This window comes from Xanthomonas melonis (assembly GCF_020783655.1).
Lineage (GTDB): Bacteria > Pseudomonadota > Gammaproteobacteria > Xanthomonadales > Xanthomonadaceae > Xanthomonas > Xanthomonas melonis.
In genome coordinates, this window is the sequence record NZ_JAJGQH010000028.1 from 1 (window position 1) to 16,449 (window position 16,449).

At 62.6% G+C, this 16,449-nt stretch carries 13 protein-coding genes and 1 tRNA gene; all 14 read left to right on the top strand.

The genetic code is table 11. From position 1 onward, the window contains the following. Window positions 1–67 (top strand): EF-Tu C-terminal domain-related protein (locus LL964_RS19835; protein ID WP_484607087.1); only part of this gene is annotated, 67 nt, incomplete at its 5' end. Window positions 68–173: 106 nt separating this feature from the next. Further along, a tRNA-Trp gene (locus tag LL964_RS19840) sits at window positions 174–249 on the top strand. 49 nt (window positions 250–298) lie between these two features. Beyond that, complete coding sequence (gene secE / locus LL964_RS19845) at window positions 299–709, top strand: preprotein translocase subunit SecE (RefSeq protein WP_104588954.1); 411 nt, start codon at window positions 299–301, stop codon at window positions 707–709. Window positions 710–722: 13 nt separating this feature from the next. Then, on the top strand, window positions 723–1,280 hold the full coding sequence (gene nusG / locus LL964_RS19850; protein WP_104588955.1) for a transcription termination/antitermination protein NusG: 558 nt from the start codon (window positions 723–725) through the stop codon (window positions 1,278–1,280). 199 nt (window positions 1,281–1,479) lie between these two features. Continuing rightward, a complete protein-coding gene (gene rplK / locus LL964_RS19855; RefSeq protein ID WP_104588956.1) occupies window positions 1,480–1,908 on the top strand; it encodes a 50S ribosomal protein L11 in 429 nt (142 codons plus the stop codon). A gap of 3 nt (window positions 1,909–1,911) precedes the next feature. After that, window positions 1,912–2,610: a 50S ribosomal protein L1 gene (gene rplA / locus LL964_RS19860; protein ID WP_104588957.1), complete on the top strand. Its 699-nt coding sequence runs from the start codon at window positions 1,912–1,914 to the stop codon at window positions 2,608–2,610. Window positions 2,611–3,156: 546 nt separating this feature from the next. Then, entirely contained in the window at window positions 3,157–3,690 is a 534-nt protein-coding gene (gene rplJ / locus LL964_RS19865) for a 50S ribosomal protein L10 (RefSeq protein ID WP_104588958.1), read from the top strand. Window positions 3,691–3,744: 54 nt separating this feature from the next. Then, window positions 3,745–4,110: a 50S ribosomal protein L7/L12 gene (rplL, locus tag LL964_RS19870; RefSeq protein WP_104588959.1), complete on the top strand. Its 366-nt coding sequence runs from the start codon at window positions 3,745–3,747 to the stop codon at window positions 4,108–4,110. Window positions 4,111–4,457: 347 nt separating this feature from the next. Then, the gene (rpoB, locus tag LL964_RS19875; protein ID WP_104588960.1) at window positions 4,458–8,609 is read left to right on the top strand and encodes a DNA-directed RNA polymerase subunit beta; all 4,152 of its coding nucleotides are present in this window, start codon (window positions 4,458–4,460) and stop codon (window positions 8,607–8,609) included. Window positions 8,610–8,762: 153 nt separating this feature from the next. Further along, complete coding sequence (gene rpoC, locus LL964_RS19880) at window positions 8,763–12,980, top strand: DNA-directed RNA polymerase subunit beta' (RefSeq protein WP_104588961.1); 4,218 nt, start codon at window positions 8,763–8,765, stop codon at window positions 12,978–12,980. A 220-nt stretch (window positions 12,981–13,200) separates the two neighbouring features. Then, window positions 13,201–13,575, top strand: a complete 375-nt coding sequence (gene rpsL / locus LL964_RS19885) for a 30S ribosomal protein S12 (protein ID WP_003469157.1) — start codon at window positions 13,201–13,203, stop codon at window positions 13,573–13,575. 12 nt (window positions 13,576–13,587) lie between these two features. Then, on the top strand, window positions 13,588–14,055 hold the full coding sequence (gene rpsG / locus LL964_RS19890) for a 30S ribosomal protein S7 (protein ID WP_005993356.1): 468 nt from the start codon (window positions 13,588–13,590) through the stop codon (window positions 14,053–14,055). A 136-nt stretch (window positions 14,056–14,191) separates the two neighbouring features. Continuing rightward, entirely contained in the window at window positions 14,192–16,309 is a 2,118-nt protein-coding gene (fusA, locus tag LL964_RS19895) for an elongation factor G (RefSeq protein WP_104588962.1), read from the top strand. Between the two features lie 45 nt (window positions 16,310–16,354). Then, the coding region (locus LL964_RS19900; RefSeq protein WP_033013367.1) for a GTP-binding protein at window positions 16,355–16,449 on the top strand (95 nt) is incomplete at its 3' end.

Sequence of the window (16,449 nt, forward strand, 5' to 3'; positions counted from 1 at the left end):
GCGTTTCGCCATCCGTGAAGGCGGTCGTACCGTCGGCGCCGGCGTGGTTGCCAAGATCGTCAAGTAAGAAGCCTGCAATCCGGCGACTCTGGTCGCCGGATTCGCGCGAAAGGCGGGCCGGCTGAACCGCGGTCCGCCTTCGTTGTCTTGAGGGTGTGCGGTAACGAGTACATACGCCAGTAGCTCAATTGGCAGAGCAGCGGTCTCCAAAACCGCAGGTTGGGGGTTCGAGTCCCTCCTGGCGTGCCACTCCTCTTTCCGGCCCAGCGATTCGGGTCAGATCGGTAACTAGAGCCGGATGAATAGCAAAATCGAGCCTTCCAAGAGCGCGTCTGCTGCCAGCGCCGATGTCGTGAAATACGTGATCTCCGCAGCCCTGGTGGTGGCGGGGTTATTCGTGTGGTTCTGGTTTTCCGCGCCCGAGCGCGCCAGCCAGCTGGGAGCCTGGACGCCGCAGTTGCGCGCGCTGGCTGTCATCATCGGATTGGTAGCGGGTGCCTTCGTTTTCCTGGGCACCGGCAAAGGGCGCGAAACGCGCGAATTCCTGTCCGAGTCCCGGTTCGAGTTGCGCAAGGTGGTCTGGCCGACGCGCCAGGAAGCCATCCGCACCACCTGGGTCGTCATTGTTGTTGTGATCATTCTGAGTTTGCTGTTGGGCGGCTTCGATTTCGTCATCCAGAAGCTCACGCAGTGGTTCCTGGCTCGTTGAGGAGAATCAAGCAGTGAAGCGTTGGTATGTCGTTCACGCCTATTCAGGCTTCGAAAAATCTGTCGCGCAGGCGCTGCGCGATCGCATCGCGCGTACCGGGATGGAAGAGCGTTTCGGTGAAGTGCTGGTGCCGACCGAAGAGGTCATCGAAATGCGTGCGGGCCAGAAGCGCCGCTCCGAGCGCAAGTTCTTCCCCGGCTACGTGCTGGTGCAGATCGAGACGCACGAAGAAGCCGGTATTCCGCGCATCGACAACGAAAGCTGGCACCTGGTGAAGGAAACTTCCAAGGTCATGGGTTTCATCGGCGGCACGGCCGACCGCCCGTTGCCGATCCGCGACGAGGAAGCCGATGCGATCCTGCAGCGTGTGCAGGATGGCGTCGAGAAGCCGCGTCCCAAGGTGCTGTTCGAGCCGGGTCAGATGGTGCGGGTCACCGATGGTCCGTTCAACGACTTCAACGGCGTTGTCGAAGAGGTCAACTACGAGAAGAGCCGGCTGCGTGTTGCCGTCCTCATCTTCGGGCGCTCCACGCCGGTCGAGCTCGAGTTCGGCCAGGTCGAGAAGGGCTGATCGATTGGGGCGCCGTGCAGGCGCCCACTTCAAAATCCTGTTATCATGCGCGGCTCGCTCACCCGGCGAACCGCCGGGAAACAATGGCTGCCGCATGGCAGCCATCTGCGTGTGGTCGAAACGCGAAGCCGGGACGCGTGATTTTTCCGGTCCGATGGGGAGCCTGCGGTTCAGGCGCTAGCACCCGGAGAGTATTGAAATGGCTAAGAAAGTAGTTGCTTACATCAAGTTGCAGGTCAAGGCCGGTCAGGCCAATCCTGCGCCGCCGGTCGGCCCTGCCTTGGGTCAGCGCGGCCTGAACATCATGGAGTTCTGCAAGGCGTTCAATGCCGCGACCTCCAAGCTGGAGCCGGGCCTGCCGACGCCGGTGATCATCACCGCGTATTCGGATCGTACCTTCACCTTCGTCACCAAGAGCACCCCGGCCAGCGTGCTGCTCAAGAAGGCCGCAGGTGTGACCTCCGGCTCGAAGCGTCCCAACACCGACAAGGTGGGCAAGGTGACGCGCAAGCAGCTGGAAGAGATCGCCAAGGCCAAGGAAGCCGATCTGACGGCGGCCGAGCTGGAAGCGGCGGTTCGCACGATTGCGGGTTCTGCCCGCAGCATGGGTTTGACGGTGGAGGGCTAAGAGATGGCACAGAGCAAGCGCGTTAAGGCCATCACGGCCGCTGTCGTTCCGGGCAAGAGCTATGCCTTCGAAGACGCAATCAAGATCCTGAAGACTGCCACCAAGGCCAAGTTCGTCGAGTCCATCGACGTTGCTGTGCGCCTGGGCGTGGACGCCAAGAAGTCCGATCAGCAGGTGCGCGGTTCGACCGTGCTGCCGGCCGGTACCGGCAAGAGCGTGCGCGTGGCCGTGTTCGCACCGGCAGGTGCCAAGGCCGACGAGGCCCTGGCCGCCGGTGCCGAAGCAGTGGGCATGGACGATCTGGCCGAGAAGATGCAGGCCGGCGATCTGAACTACGACGTGGTCATCGCCACGCCGGATGCCATGCGCGTGGTCGGTAAGCTCGGCACCCTGCTGGGGCCGCGTGGTTTGATGCCGAACCCGAAGGTCGGCACCGTTTCGGCCAATCCGGGCGAAGCGGTCAAGAATGCCAAGTCGGGTCAGGTGCGCTACCGCACCGACAAGGCCGGCATCATCCACTGCACCATTGGCAAGGCCAGCTTCGACGACGAAGCGCTGAAGTCGAACCTGCAGGCGCTGCTGGGCGATCTGTTGAAGGCCAAGCCGGCTACCTCCAAGGGTACCTACCTGCAGAAGGTGTCGGTCAGCTCGACCATGGGTCCGGGCGTGACGGTCGACCAGTCGAGCCTGTCGCTGAAGTGATCGAACGCGTCGGGCGTCATGCGCCTGACGCATTCGGGTAGTTGCATCGTTTTTCCGGCCCGGGTAACCGTGTGCTGGGAGTCCGTTCCCGCCCTTTGGGAAACGGACATTTTGAAGGCGATCGCCGGCACGTCCGGCGGTAGCCGTCAAAGACCGCAGGCGCGGTCAGCGCAGGTCGACGACGGGCAGGGATGCTCGCACTGGCAAGGAGTCGCCGTCGATGCAGCGGGATCGCTTAATCGGTTCGTTCTCGAACCGGCCGGCGTAGATGGTGTCGCCCTTCTGGAGTTTTTCTGGTTTACGCGCGTCTGGGACATCCCGGATCGAGCCCACTCCAGGTCTAGAACGGCCACCAATGGAACATCGGTCGATGTTCCCGGCTTCCAGGAAGGAGGCTGCCCTGGACCGCGACCGGCAGGAGCCGCGAGCGGAGTAGTTTGAAGCGGGGATTAGCGGTTCGGCATTTGGGATTGGCAACGGCGGCGTGATCGCTGTGACCAATCCCGAATCACCAATCACCAATCCCGGCTTTAACGGAGGAGTGCAATGGCTCTCAATCTGTCCCAGAAGCAAGACGTAGTCGCCGAGCTGGCAGACATCGCCGCCAAGGCCCACTCCCTGATCGCCGCCGAATACGCTGGCACCACGGTCTCCCAGATGACCGCGATGCGTAAGCAGGCCCGCGAAACCGGTGTGTTCTTGAAAGTTGTCAAGAACACCCTGGCCGTGCGTGCCGTCGAAGGTACCGAATTCGCTGTCGCGTCCGACAAGCTGGTTGGTCCTTTGGTGTATGCGTTTTCGATGGAGGAGCCCGGCGCTGCCGGTCGCCTGATCAAGGAATTCGCCAAGAGCAACGACAAGCTGCAGGCCAAGGTCGTGGCAATTGGCGGGGAACTGTTCCCGGCCAGCCATGTCGACGTGTTGGCCTCGCTGCCGACCCGTGATCAGGCCCTGGCCATGCTGGCTCGCGTGCTGTCCGAACCGGCTGCCATGTTCGCCCGTGCCGTCAAGGCCGTTGGCGAGAAGCAGGGTGGTGGCGAAGAAGCCGCCGCGCCGGCTGCCGAGACTGCCGAAGCTTGATGTCCTAGCGTTCGCTAGAACCCCAATCCAGAAACTCATTTAAAGGTAAACACAATGTCCCTTACCAACGAACAGATCGTCGACGCCATCGCCGAGAAGTCCCTGATGGAAGTGATGGAGCTGGTCAAGGCCATCGAAGACAAGTTCGGCGTCTCCGCCGCCGCCCCGGTCGCCGCTGCCGCTGCCGGCCCGGCTGCCGTGGTCGAAGAGCAGACCGAATTCAACGTGGTGCTGGTCAACTGCGGCGCCAACAAGGTCGGCGTCATCAAGGCCGTGCGCGGCGTGACCGGCCTGGGCCTGAAGGAAGCCAAGGATCTGACCGAAGCCGGTGGCATGCTGAAGGAAGGCGCCACCAAGGAAGAGGCAGAGAAGATCAAGAAGGAACTGACCGAAGCTGGTGCGACTGTCGAAATCAAGTAAGCAGCACCTTGCATCGCCTGCGTTGCATGGTGGTGCACTGAAGGCTGGGGGCGAGTAGCCCCCGGCCTTTGGCCGTTGATGGAAAGCCGGGATTTGAGAGTCGGCATTCGGGATTCGAAGGCAGCTTCGCCAATCCCCAATCTCGTCATCCCCAATCCTCGCTTCAACGAGTTGGTAGTTGGAAGTAGCGGGAGAAGGCGTGCTGGTGCCGGCAATACCAGCGACTTCCAACTGACAACTTGAATGTGAGTCCCTCACAAGAGCAGCGCACATCCATGTGCGCGGGTTCAGTTTTGTTATCTCAGGGCCGCCGCGATGTGGCCCCCGCAGCCTAGGGTGAAGACCTCATGACGTCTTATTCGTTCACCGAAAAAAAGCGCATCCGCAAGGACTTCGGCAAGCAGCGCTCGATCCTCGAAGTGCCGTTCCTGCTCGCCATCCAGGTGGATTCCTACCGCGAATTCCTGCAGGAAGACGTGGAGCCGACCAAGCGCAAGGACCTCGGTCTGCATGCCGCTCTGAAGTCGGTGTTCCCGATCTCCAGCTACAGCGGCAACGCTGCGCTCGAGTACGTGGGCTACAAGTTGGGCCAGCCGGTGTTTGACGAGCGTGAATGCCGTCAGCGTGGCATGAGCTATGGCGCGCCGCTGCGCGTGACCGTGCGCCTGGTGATCTACGACCGCGAGTCGTCCACCAAGGCCATCAAGTACGTGAAGGAGCAGGAGGTCTATCTCGGCGAAATCCCGCTGATGACCGGCAACGGTACCTTCATCGTCAACGGCACCGAGCGCGTGATCGTGTCGCAGCTGCACCGCTCGCCGGGCGTGTTCTTCGACCACGACCGTGGCAAGACGCATAGTTCGGGCAAGCTGCTGTACAGCGCCCGCATCATTCCTTACCGCGGCTCCTGGCTGGACTTCGAGTTCGACCCGAAGGACGCGCTGTTCACCCGTATCGACCGTCGCCGCAAGCTGCCGGTGTCGATCCTGCTGCGCGCGCTCGGTTACAGCAACGAAGAGATGCTGGCCGAGTTCTTCGAGATCAACACCTTCCACATCAACCCGGACGAAGGCGTACAGCTGGAGCTGGTGCCGGAGCGTCTGCGTGGCGAAACGCTGAACTTCGATCTGGCCGATGGCGACAAGGTCATCGTGGAAGCCGGCAAGCGCATCACCGCGCGTCACGTCAAGCAGCTGGAAGCCGCTGGCGTTGCCGCGCTGGCCGTGCCGGACGACTACCTGGTCGGCCGCATCCTTTCGCATGACGTGGTCGATGCCTCGACCGGCGAGCTGCTGGCCAACGCCAACGACGAAATCAGCGAAGACCAGCTGGCGGGCTTCCGCAAGGCCGGCGTCGACGCGGTCGGTACCCTGTGGGTGAACGATCTGGACCGTGGTCCGTACCTGTCCAACACCTTGCGCATCGATCCGACCAAGACGCAGCTGGAAGCGTTGGTCGAAATCTACCGCATGATGCGTCCGGGCGAGCCGCCGACCAAGGAAGCTGCGCAGAACCTGTTCCACAACCTGTTCTTCACCTTCGAGCGCTACGACCTGTCCACCGTCGGCCGCATGAAGTTCAACCGTCGCGTCGGCCGCAAGGAAGTGCTGGGCGAGTCGGTGCTGTACGACAAGAAGTATTTCGCCGAGCGCAACGACGAAGAGTCCAAGCGCCTGGTCGCCGAGCATGCCGACACCTCCGACATCCTGGAAGTGATCAAGGTGCTGACGGAGATCCGCAACGGTCGCGGTGTGGTCGATGACATCGACCACCTGGGCAACCGTCGCGTGCGTTCGGTCGGCGAAATGGCCGAGAACGTGTTCCGCGTGGGCCTGGTCCGCGTCGAGCGCGCGGTCAAGGAGCGCCTGTCGATGGCAGAGTCGGAAGGCCTGACCCCGCAGGAATTGATCAATGCCAAGCCGGTGGCTGCAGCGATCAAGGAATTCTTCGGCTCCTCGCAGCTGTCGCAGTTCATGGACCAGAACAACCCGCTGTCGGAAGTGACGCACAAGCGTCGCGTCTCCGCACTGGGCCCGGGCGGTCTGACCCGCGAGCGCGCCGGCTTCGAAGTGCGCGACGTGCACCCGACCCACTACGGCCGCGTCTGCACCATCGAAACGCCGGAAGGCCCGAACATCGGCCTGATCAACTCGCTGGCCGTGTTCGCCCGCACCAATCAGTACGGCTTCCTCGAGACGCCGTACCGTAAGGTGCTGGACGGCAAGGTGTCCGACGACGTCGAATACCTGTCGGCGATCGAAGAAAACGAGTACGTGATCGCCCAGGCGAATGCCTTGACCGATGCCAAGGGCACCTTGACCGAGCAGTTCGTGCCGTGCCGCTTCCAGGGCGAGTCGCTGCTGAAGCCGCCGGCGGAAGTGCACTTCATGGACGTCTCGCCGATGCAGACCGTGTCGGTCGCCGCGGCGCTGGTGCCGTTCCTCGAGCACGACGACGCCAACCGCGCGTTGATGGGCGCCAACATGCAGCGCCAGGCCGTGCCGACGCTGCGTTCGCAGAAGCCGCTGGTGGGTACCGGTATCGAGCGTGCGGTGGCGCGCGACTCCGGCGTGACCGTCAATGCGCTGCGTGGTGGCGTGATCGAGCAGATCGACGCGGCCCGTATCGTGGTCAAGGTCAACGAGTCGGAAATCGGCGGCGGCACCGATGCCGGCGTGGATATCTACAACCTGATCAAGTACACCCGCTCCAACCAGAACACCTGCATCAACCAGCGTCCGCTGGTGAATGTGGGCGACGTGATCGCGCGTGGCGACGTGCTGGCCGACGGCCCGTCCACCGATATCGGTGAACTGGCGCTGGGTCAGAACATGCTGATCGCCTTCATGCCCTGGAACGGCTACAACTTCGAAGACTCCATCCTGCTTTCCGAGCGCGTGGTGGAAGAGGATCGCTACACCACGATCCACATCGAAGAACTGACCTGCGTTGCACGCGACACCAAGCTGGGGCCGGAGGAAATCTCTGCCGACATCCCGAACGTGTCCGAGCAGGCCCTGAACCGCCTGGACGAGAGCGGCGTGGTGTACATCGGTGCGGAAGTGCGTGCCGGCGACATCATGGTCGGCAAGGTCACCCCGAAGGGCGAAAGCCAGCTGACTCCGGAAGAAAAGCTGCTGCGTGCGATCTTCGGCGAGAAGGCCTCCGACGTGAAGGACAGCTCGCTGCGCGTGCCCCCGGGCATGGACGGCACCGTCATCGACGTGCAGGTCTTCACCCGCGACGGCATCGAGAAGGACAAGCGTGCGCGTCAGATCGAAGAGTCCGAGATCAAGCGCGTCAAGAAGGACTTCGACGACCAGTTCCGCATCCTGGAAGCGGCCATCTACGCACGTCTGCGCTCGCAGATCGTGGGTAAGGTCGCCAACGGCGGGCCGAACCTGAAGAAGGGCGACAACGTCACCGACGCGTACCTGGACGGGCTGAAGAAGTCCGACTGGTTCCAGCTGCGCATGAAGGACGAGGACGCCGCCGACGCCATCGAACGCGCGCAGAAGCAGATCCAGGCGCACGAGAAGGAATTCGAGGCACGTTTTGCCGACAAGCGCGGCAAGATCACCCAGGGCGACGACCTCGCGCCGGGCGTGCTGAAGATGGTCAAGGTGTTCCTGGCGGTGAAGCGCCGCATCCAGCCTGGCGACAAGATGGCAGGCCGCCACGGCAACAAGGGTGTGGTCTCCAACGTGGTGCCGGTCGAGGACATGCCGTACATGGCGACCGGCGAGCCGGTGGACATCGTGCTGAACCCGCTGGGCGTGCCGTCGCGTATGAACATCGGCCAGATTCTGGAAGTGCATCTGGGCTGGGCCGCCAAGGGCCTGGGTCGCAAGATCCAGCGCATGCTCGAAGCCCAGGCTGCCGTCAGCGAGCTGCGCAAGTTCCTCAACGACATCTACAACCACGATGGCGCGATCAATGCCGAACGCGTGGACCTGTCGCAGTTCAGCGATGAGGAACTGCTCAACCTGGGCAAGAACCTGGTCGACGGCGTCCCGATGGCCACCCCGGTGTTCGACGGTGCCAGCGAGGCGGAGATCAAGCGCATGCTGGAACTGGCCGATCTGCCGCAGAGCGGCCAGACCCAGCTGTTCGACGGTCGTACCGGTGAAGCGTTCGATCGCAAGACCACGGTCGGCTACATGCATTACCTGAAGTTGAACCACCTGGTCGACGACAAGATGCATGCCCGTTCCACCGGTCCGTACTCGCTCGTCACCCAGCAGCCGCTGGGCGGCAAGGCGCAGTTCGGCGGTCAGCGCTTCGGCGAAATGGAAGTCTGGGCGCTGGAAGCCTACGGCGCGGCCTACACCCTGCAGGAAATGCTGACGGTGAAGTCCGACGACGTGCAGGGCCGCAACCAGATGTACAAGAACATCGTCGATGGTGAGCACGAGATGGTCGCGGGCATGCCGGAATCCTTCAACGTGTTGGTGAAGGAAATCCGCTCGCTGGCGATCAACATGGAACTGGAAGAGTAAGCGCCGGGACCCGGGACACGGGACCGGGGACCCGGGAAGAGTAGGAGCCGAGCGCTCTTGATCTTCCGGGTCCCGGGTCCCGGGTCCCCGGTCCCGAACAGATCTCTGCGCGTTCCATCTCAGATACGAATTCCTCCGACCCGGAGATATCAAATGAAAGACCTGCTCAACCTCTTCAATCAGCAGCGCCAGACGCTGGATTTCGACGCGATCAAGATCGCGCTGGCGTCGCCGGACCTGATCCGTTCGTGGTCCTACGGCGAAGTGAAGAAGCCCGAAACCATCAACTACCGGACCTTCAAGCCCGAGCGTGACGGCCTGTTCTGCGCCGCCATCTTCGGACCGATCAAGGACTACGAGTGCCTGTGCGGCAAGTACAAGCGCATGAAGCACCGTGGCGTGGTCTGCGAGAAGTGCGGCACCGAAGTCACCCTGGCCAAGGTGCGCCGCGAGCGCATGGGTCACATCGACCTGGCCTCGCCGGTCGCGCATATCTGGTTCCTCAAGTCGCTGCCCTCGCGCATCGGCCTGATGCTGGACATGACCCTGCGTGACATCGAGCGCGTGCTGTACTTCGAAGCCTACGTGGTCACCGAGCCGGGCCTGACCCCGCTCGAGCGCCGCCAGCTGCTGACCGAAGAGCAGTACCTGACCGCACGCCAGGAGTACAACGACGATTTCGACGCCGCCATGGGCGCCGAGGCCGTGTACGAGCTGCTGCGCACGATCGACCTGCAGTCGGAAATGACCCGCCTGCGCGAGGAAATCGCCAGCACCGGTTCGGAAACCAAGCTCAAGCGCCTCACCAAGCGTATCAAGCTGATCGAAGCCTTCCTGGAATCGGGTAACCGTCCGGAGTGGATGGTCATGACCGTGTTGCCGGTGCTGCCGCCGGATCTGCGTCCGCTGGTGCCCCTGGATGGCGGCCGTTTCGCGACCTCGGATCTGAACGATCTGTACCGCCGCGTGATCAACCGCAACAACCGTCTGCGTCGCCTGCTGGAGCTCAACGCTCCGGACATCATCGTGCGCAACGAAAAGCGCATGCTGCAGGAATCGGTCGATGCGCTGCTGGACAACGGCCGTCGCGGCCGTGCCATCACCGGCACCAACAAGCGTCCGCTGAAGTCGCTGGCCGACATGATCAAGGGCAAGCAGGGCCGGTTCCGTCAGAACCTGCTCGGCAAGCGCGTGGACTACTCCGGCCGTTCGGTCATCACCGTCGGTCCGTACCTGAAGCTGCACCAGTGCGGCCTGCCGAAGAAGATGGCGCTGGAGCTGTTCAAGCCGTTCGTGTTCGCCAAGCTGCAGCGTCGCGGTCTGGCCACCACCATCAAGGCCGCCAAGAAGCTGGTCGAGCGCGAAGAAGCCGAAGTCTGGGACATCCTGGAAGAGGTGATTCGTGAGCATCCGGTGCTGTTGAACCGTGCGCCGACCCTGCACCGTCTGGGCATCCAGGCGTTCGAGCCGGTGTTGATCGAAGGCAAGGCCATCCAGCTGCACCCGCTGGTGTGTACCGCCTTCAACGCCGACTTCGACGGCGACCAGATGGCCGTCCACGTGCCGCTCTCGCTGGAAGCTCAGCTGGAAGCGCGTGCGCTGATGATGTCCACCAACAACATTCTGTCGCCGGCCAACGGCGAGCCGATCATCGTGCCGTCGCAGGACGTGGTGTTGGGCCTGTACTACATGAGCCGCGCCCTCGAGAACAAGAAGGGCGAAGGCATGGTGTTCGCCAACACCAGCGAAGTGAAGCGCGCCTACGACAACCGCGTGGTCGAACTGCATGCCAAGGTCAAGGTCCGCATCACCCAGGTGGACATCGACGCCGCCGACGGCAAGCGCACCACCGGCACCTCGATCGTGGAGACCACGGTCGGCCGCGCGCTGCTGAGCGAGATCCTGCCCGAAGGCCTGCCGTTCCAGCTGGCCAACACCGAGATGACCAAGAAGAACATCTCGCGTCTGATCAACTCCAGCTATCGTCTGCTGGGCTTGAAGGACACCGTCGTGTTCGCCGACAAGCTGATGTACACCGGCTACGCCTACGCGACCCGTGCAGGTGTGTCGATCGGCATCGACGACATGCTGATCCCGGACGAGAAGAAGGGCATCCTCACCGAGGCCGAAGCCGAAGTGCTGGAAATCCAGGAGCAGTATCAGTCCGGTCTGGTCACCGCCGGCGAGCGCTACAACAAGGTGGTGGACATCTGGTCGCGTACCAACGAGCGCATCGCCAAGGCGATGATGGACACCATCGGTACCGAAAAGGTCGAGAACGCCAAGGGCGAGACCATCGATCAGAAGTCGATGAACTCGCTGTACATCATGGCCGACTCCGGTGCGCGTGGTAGCCAGGCGCAGATCCGTCAGCTGGCCGGTATGCGCGGCCTGATGGCGCGTCCGGACGGCTCGATCATCGAAACGCCCATCAAGGCGAACTTCCGCGAAGGCCTGAACGTGCAGGAGTACTTCAACTCCACGCACGGCGCGCGTAAGGGTCTGGCCGATACCGCGCTGAAGACGGCGAACTCGGGTTACCTGACCCGTCGTCTGGTCGACGTGGCGCAGGACGTGGTGATCACCGAAGTCGATTGCGGCACCACCGAGGGGTTGATCATGACCCCGATCGTTGAAGGCGGCGACGTGGTCGAGCCGTTGCGCGAGCGCGTGCTGGGCCGTGTGGTGGCCGAGGACGTCTACCTGCCGGGCAACGACGAAGAGCCGATCGTCACCCGCAACACGCTGCTGGACGAAGCCTGGGTCGCCAAGCTCGAAGACGCCAGCGTGCAGTCGGTGAAGGTGCGTTCGACCATCAGCTGCGAGTCGTCGTTCGGCGTGTGCGCACGCTGCTACGGTCGCGATCTGGCGCGCGGTCACCTGGTCAACATCGGTGAAGCGGTCGGCGTCATCGCCGCGCAGTCCATCGGTGAGCCGGGTACCCAGCTGACCATGCGTACGTTCCACATCGGTGGTGCGGCATCGCGTGCGGCGGCAGTGGACAACATCACGGTCAAGACCACCGGTTCGATCAAGTTCAACAACCTGAAGTCGGTCGAACACGCCAATGGTTCGCTGGTGGCGGTGTCGCGTTCGGGCGAATTGTCGGTGCTCGACGGCCACGGTCGCGAGCGTGAGCGCTACAAGCTGCCGTACGGCGCCACCATCACCGCCAAGGACGGTGATGCGGTCAAGGCCGGGCAGGGCGTGGCCAACTGGGATCCGCATAACCACCCGATCGTGTCGGAAGTGGCCGGTTTCATCCGTTTCATCGACTTCGTCGACGGCGTCACCGTCATCGAGAAGACCGACGAACTGACCGGTCTGGCGTCGCGCGAAATCACCGATCCGAAGCGTCGTGGTGCGCAGGCCAAGGAACTGCGGCCGATCGTGCGCATCGTCGATGGCAAGGGCAACGATCTGACCATCCCGGGCACCGATCTGCCGGCGCAGTACCTGCTGCCGCCGCGCTCCATCGTCAACCTGCAGGACGGCGCGGCCGTCGGCGTGGGCGACGTGGTGGCGAAGATCCCGCAGGAGGCCTCCAAGACCCGCGACATCACCGGTGGTCTGCCGCGCGTGGCCGACCTGTTCGAAGCGCGCAAGCCGAAGGATCCGGCGATCCTGGCCGAGCGTTCGGGCATCATCAGCTTCGGTAAGGACACCAAGGGCAAGCAGCGCCTGATCATCAAGGACACCGATGGTTCGGAACACGAAGAGCTGATTCCCAAGTATCGCCAGATCATCGTGTTCGAAGGCGAGCACGTGACCAAGGGCGAGACCGTGGTGGATGGCGAGCCGAGCCCGCAGGACATCCTGCGTCTGCTGGGTGTCGAGCCGCTGGCTGCGTATCTGGTCAAGGAAATCCAGGACGTGTACCGCCTGCAGGGCGTGAAGATCAACGACAAGCACATCGAAGTGATCACGCGTCAGATGCTGCGCAAGGTCGAGATCGTCGATCAGGGCAACAGCAAGTTCCTCAATGGTGAGCAGGTCGAGCGCCAGCGCGTCATCGAGGAAAATGCACGCCTGACCACGCGCTCGGAGCTGCCGGCCAAGTACGACCCGGTGCTGCTGGGTATCACCAAGGCCTCGCTGGCCACCGAGTCGTTCATTTCGGCGGCGTCGTTCCAGGAGACCACGCGCGTGTTGACCGAGGCTGCCGTGCGCGGTACCCGCGACAGCCTGCGCGGTCTGAAGGAGAACGTGATCGTGGGCCGGCTGATCCCGGCCGGTACCGGCCTGGCGTACCACGCCAGCCGTCGCAAGGCTTCGGGTCTGACCGACTCGGAAATGGAAACGCTGTCGGGCAAGCCCGCAGTGGCCGAACCGGTCGCAACTGCGGCCGACGCTGGCGCGGACGAGGAGTAAGCGCTCCGATGGCGATCGCAAGATCGGCATAAGCCAGGCGAAAAGGAGGGCAGGAGGCCCTCCGTTTTCCGGTCCGGGATGGGCCAGCAGAGTTAGATTTCCGTGAAGTTGACGGAGTTTTGCCCTGCCAGCTATACTTCTCTGTCTCGGTGGGCCGTTTTGCGGCCTGCCTTCGTGTTCATGCAAGGCCGTTTCGGCCTCCAATCAGAAGAATCGACTGATGGCAACGATCAATCAGCTGGTCCGCAAGCCCCGGCAGGCGACCACCTACAAGAGTGCCTCTCCGGCACTGGACAAGTGTCCGCAGCGCCGCGGCGTCTGCACACGCGTCTACACCACCACCCCGAAGAAGCCGAACTCGGCCCTGCGTAAGGTCGCCAAGGTGCGCCTGACGAATCAGGAAGAGGTCATCAGCTACATCGGCGGTGAAGGCCACAACCTGCAGGAGCACTCCGTGGTCCTGATTCGTGGTGGTCGCGTCAAGGATCTCCCCGGTGTGCGTTATCACACCGTCCGTGGTTCGCTGGACGCCGCCGGCGTCGCAAAGCGCCGTCAAGGTCGTTCCAAGTACGGCGCCAAGCGCCCGAAGAGCTAAGGAAACACTCAAATGTCCCGTAAAGGTTCTACTCCGCAGCGCACCGTCCTGCCTGATCCCAAGCATGGCAGCGAAACCATTGCCCGCTTCATCAACATGGTGATGCAAAGTGGCAAGAAGTCGGTTGCTGAGAAAATTGTCTATGGCGCAATGGACGTCATTGGCGAAAAGAATCCGAATGCCGTCGAGCTGGTGCAGAAAGCACTGGACAACGTGGCCCCGGCTGTCGAAGTCAAATCGCGTCGCGTCGGTGGTGCTACCTATCAGGTGCCCGTCGAAGTGCGCTCCTCCCGTCGCATGGCGCTGGCAATGCGCTGGTTGATCGATTCCGCGCGTAAGCGTGGCGAGAACACCATGCCGCGCAAGCTGGCTGCAGAACTGTTGGACGCCTCGGAAAGCCGCGGCGGCGCGATCAAGAAGCGCGAAGAGACGCACCGTATGGCGGAAGCGAACAAGGCGTTCGCACACTACCGCTGGTGACCTCGGGGGCCTTGGTAACGGGGCCCTTCAGCACCACTGAGTGCTGTTTGCGACGCGATCAGCGTCGCATTCAATCCGAAGGCCGCCGAAAGGCGGCGTTCGGCCATCCGAAATCCAAGAAATTGAGAGGCTCCCCGTGGCCCGTACCACCCCTATCGAGCGTTACCGCAACTTCGGCATCATGGCCCACATCGATGCCGGCAAGACCACCACGTCCGAACGCATCCTGTTCTACACCGGTGTCAGTCACAAGATCGGCGAAGTCCATGACGGCGCTGCGGTGATGGACTGGATGGAGCAGGAGCAGGAGCGTGGCATCACCATCACCTCCGCTGCGACCACCGCCTTCTGGACGGGTATGGACAAGTCCATGCCGCAGCACCGCTTCAACATCATCGACACCCCCGGGCACGTGGACTTCACCATCGAAGTCGAGCGTTCGCTGCGCGTGCTCGACGGTGCGGTGTTCGTGTTGTGCGCCGTCGGCGGCGTGCAGCCGCAGTCGGAGACCGTGTGGCGCCAGGCCAACAAGTACTCCGTGCCGCGCATGGCCTTCGTCAACAAGATGGACCGTACCGGCGCCAACTTCGACAAGGTCGTCGAGCAGCTGAAGGCCCGTCTGGGTGCCTATGCCGTGCCGATGCAGGTGCCGATCGGTGCCGAAGACGGCTTCGAGGGTGTGGTCGATCTGTTGAAGATGAAGGCCATTCACTGGGATTCCGCTTCGCAGGGCACCACGTTCGAATACCGCGACATCCCGGCCGATCTGGTCGATGTGGCCACCGAGGCGCGTTCGTTCATGGTGGAGGCGGCTGCAGAAGCCAGCGAAGCCCTGATGGACAAGTACCTCAACGAGGGCGACCTGAGCGAAGAGGAGGTCCTGTCGGGCCTGCGCGAGCGCACCCTGAAGGTCGAGATCGTGCCGGTGTTCTGTGGCTCGGCGTTCAAGAACAAGGGCGTGCAGGCCATGCTCGACGGCGTGGTGCACCTGCTGCCGTCGCCGGCCGACCGTCCGCCGGTCCAGGGTATCGATGAGGACGAAAAGGAAGACACCCGTCCGGCAACCGATACCGCGCCGTTCTCGGCGTTGGCATTCAAGATCATGACCGACCCGTTCGTGGGTTCGCTGACGTTCTTCCGTGTCTATTCGGGCACGCTGAACTCCGGCGACCAGGTCTACAACCCGGTCAAGTCGAAGAAGGAGCGCGTGGGCCGCATCCTGCAGATGCACTCCAACAATCGCGAAGAGATCAAGGAAGTGCGCGCGGGCGATATCGCTGCCGCGGTGGGTCTGAAGGACGTCACCACCGGCGACACCCTGTGCGCGCAGGACAAGATCATCACCCTGGAACGCATGGTGTTCCCGGAGCCGGTGATCTCGATGGCGGTGGAGCCGAAGACCAAGTCGGACCAGGAAAAGATGGGCATGGCCCTGGGCCGTCTGGCGCAGGAAGATCCCTCGTTCCGCGTCAAGACCGACGAAGAATCCGGCCAGACCATCATCTCGGGCATGGGCGAACTGCACCTGGATATCATCGTCGACCGCATGCGTCGCGAGTTCAATGTCGAGGCCAACGTCGGCAAGCCGCAGGTGGCCTACCGCGAAACCATCCGCAAGGCCGACGTCAAGTCCGACTACAAGCACGCCAAGCAGTCCGGTGGTAAGGGTCAGTATGGCCACGTGGTGATCGAGCTGTCGCCGATGACCGAGGAAGATCGCAAGAGCGACAACGTCAAGGACGATTTCCTCTTCATCAACGACATCACCGGCGGCATCATTCCGAAGGAATTCATCCCCTCGGTCGAAAAGGGTCTGCGCGAGACCATCACCAGTGGTCCGATCGCCGGCTTCCCGGTCGTGGGCGTGAAGGTCAAGTTGGTGTTCGGTTCGTACCACGACGTCGACTCCTCGGAAATGGCGTTCAAGCTGGCCGCGTCGATGGCGTTCAAGCAGGGCTTTGCGAAAGCCAGCCCGGTGTTGCTGGAGCCGATCATGAAGGTCGAAATCGTCAGCCCCGAGGATTACCTGGGTGACGTGATGGGCGACGTGAGCCGCCGTCGCGGCGTGTTGCAGGGTCAGGACGACAGCCCGTCGGGCAAGATCATCAATGCGATGATCCCGCTGGGTGAAATGTTCGGCTATGCGACCTCGCTGCGCTCGATGAGCCAGGGGCGCGCCACGTTCTCGATGGAATTCGACCATTACGAAGAGGCACCGGCCAACATCGCCGACGCCGTCACCAAGAAGGGCTGAGTTCGCTCAGCCGCTTCAAAAATTTCCAATTAGAGGTAGCAAGTCATGGCAAAAGCTAAATTCGAGCGCACCAAGCCGCACGTGAACGTCGGCACCATCGGTCACGTCGACCATGGCAAGACCACGTTGACAGCTGCGCT

Bases quoted from the DNA above. Each gene is read 5' to 3' on its own strand.
- rpsG (WP_005993356.1), top strand. From the start codon at position 13,588: ATGTCCCGTAAAGGTTCTACTCCGCAGCGCACCGTCCTGCCTGATCCC.
- rplL (WP_104588959.1), top strand. From the start codon at position 3,745: ATGTCCCTTACCAACGAACAGATCGTCGACGCCATCGCCGAGAAGTCC.
- rplK (WP_104588956.1), top strand. From the start codon at position 1,480: ATGGCTAAGAAAGTAGTTGCTTACATCAAGTTGCAGGTCAAGGCCGGT.
- rplA (WP_104588957.1), top strand. From the start codon at position 1,912: ATGGCACAGAGCAAGCGCGTTAAGGCCATCACGGCCGCTGTCGTTCCG.
- secE (WP_104588954.1), top strand. From the start codon at position 299: ATGAATAGCAAAATCGAGCCTTCCAAGAGCGCGTCTGCTGCCAGCGCC.
- rpoC (WP_104588961.1), top strand. From the start codon at position 8,763: ATGAAAGACCTGCTCAACCTCTTCAATCAGCAGCGCCAGACGCTGGAT.
- rpoB (WP_104588960.1), top strand. From the start codon at position 4,458: ATGACGTCTTATTCGTTCACCGAAAAAAAGCGCATCCGCAAGGACTTC.
- rpsL (WP_003469157.1), top strand. From the start codon at position 13,201: ATGGCAACGATCAATCAGCTGGTCCGCAAGCCCCGGCAGGCGACCACC.
- rplJ (WP_104588958.1), top strand. From the start codon at position 3,157: ATGGCTCTCAATCTGTCCCAGAAGCAAGACGTAGTCGCCGAGCTGGCA.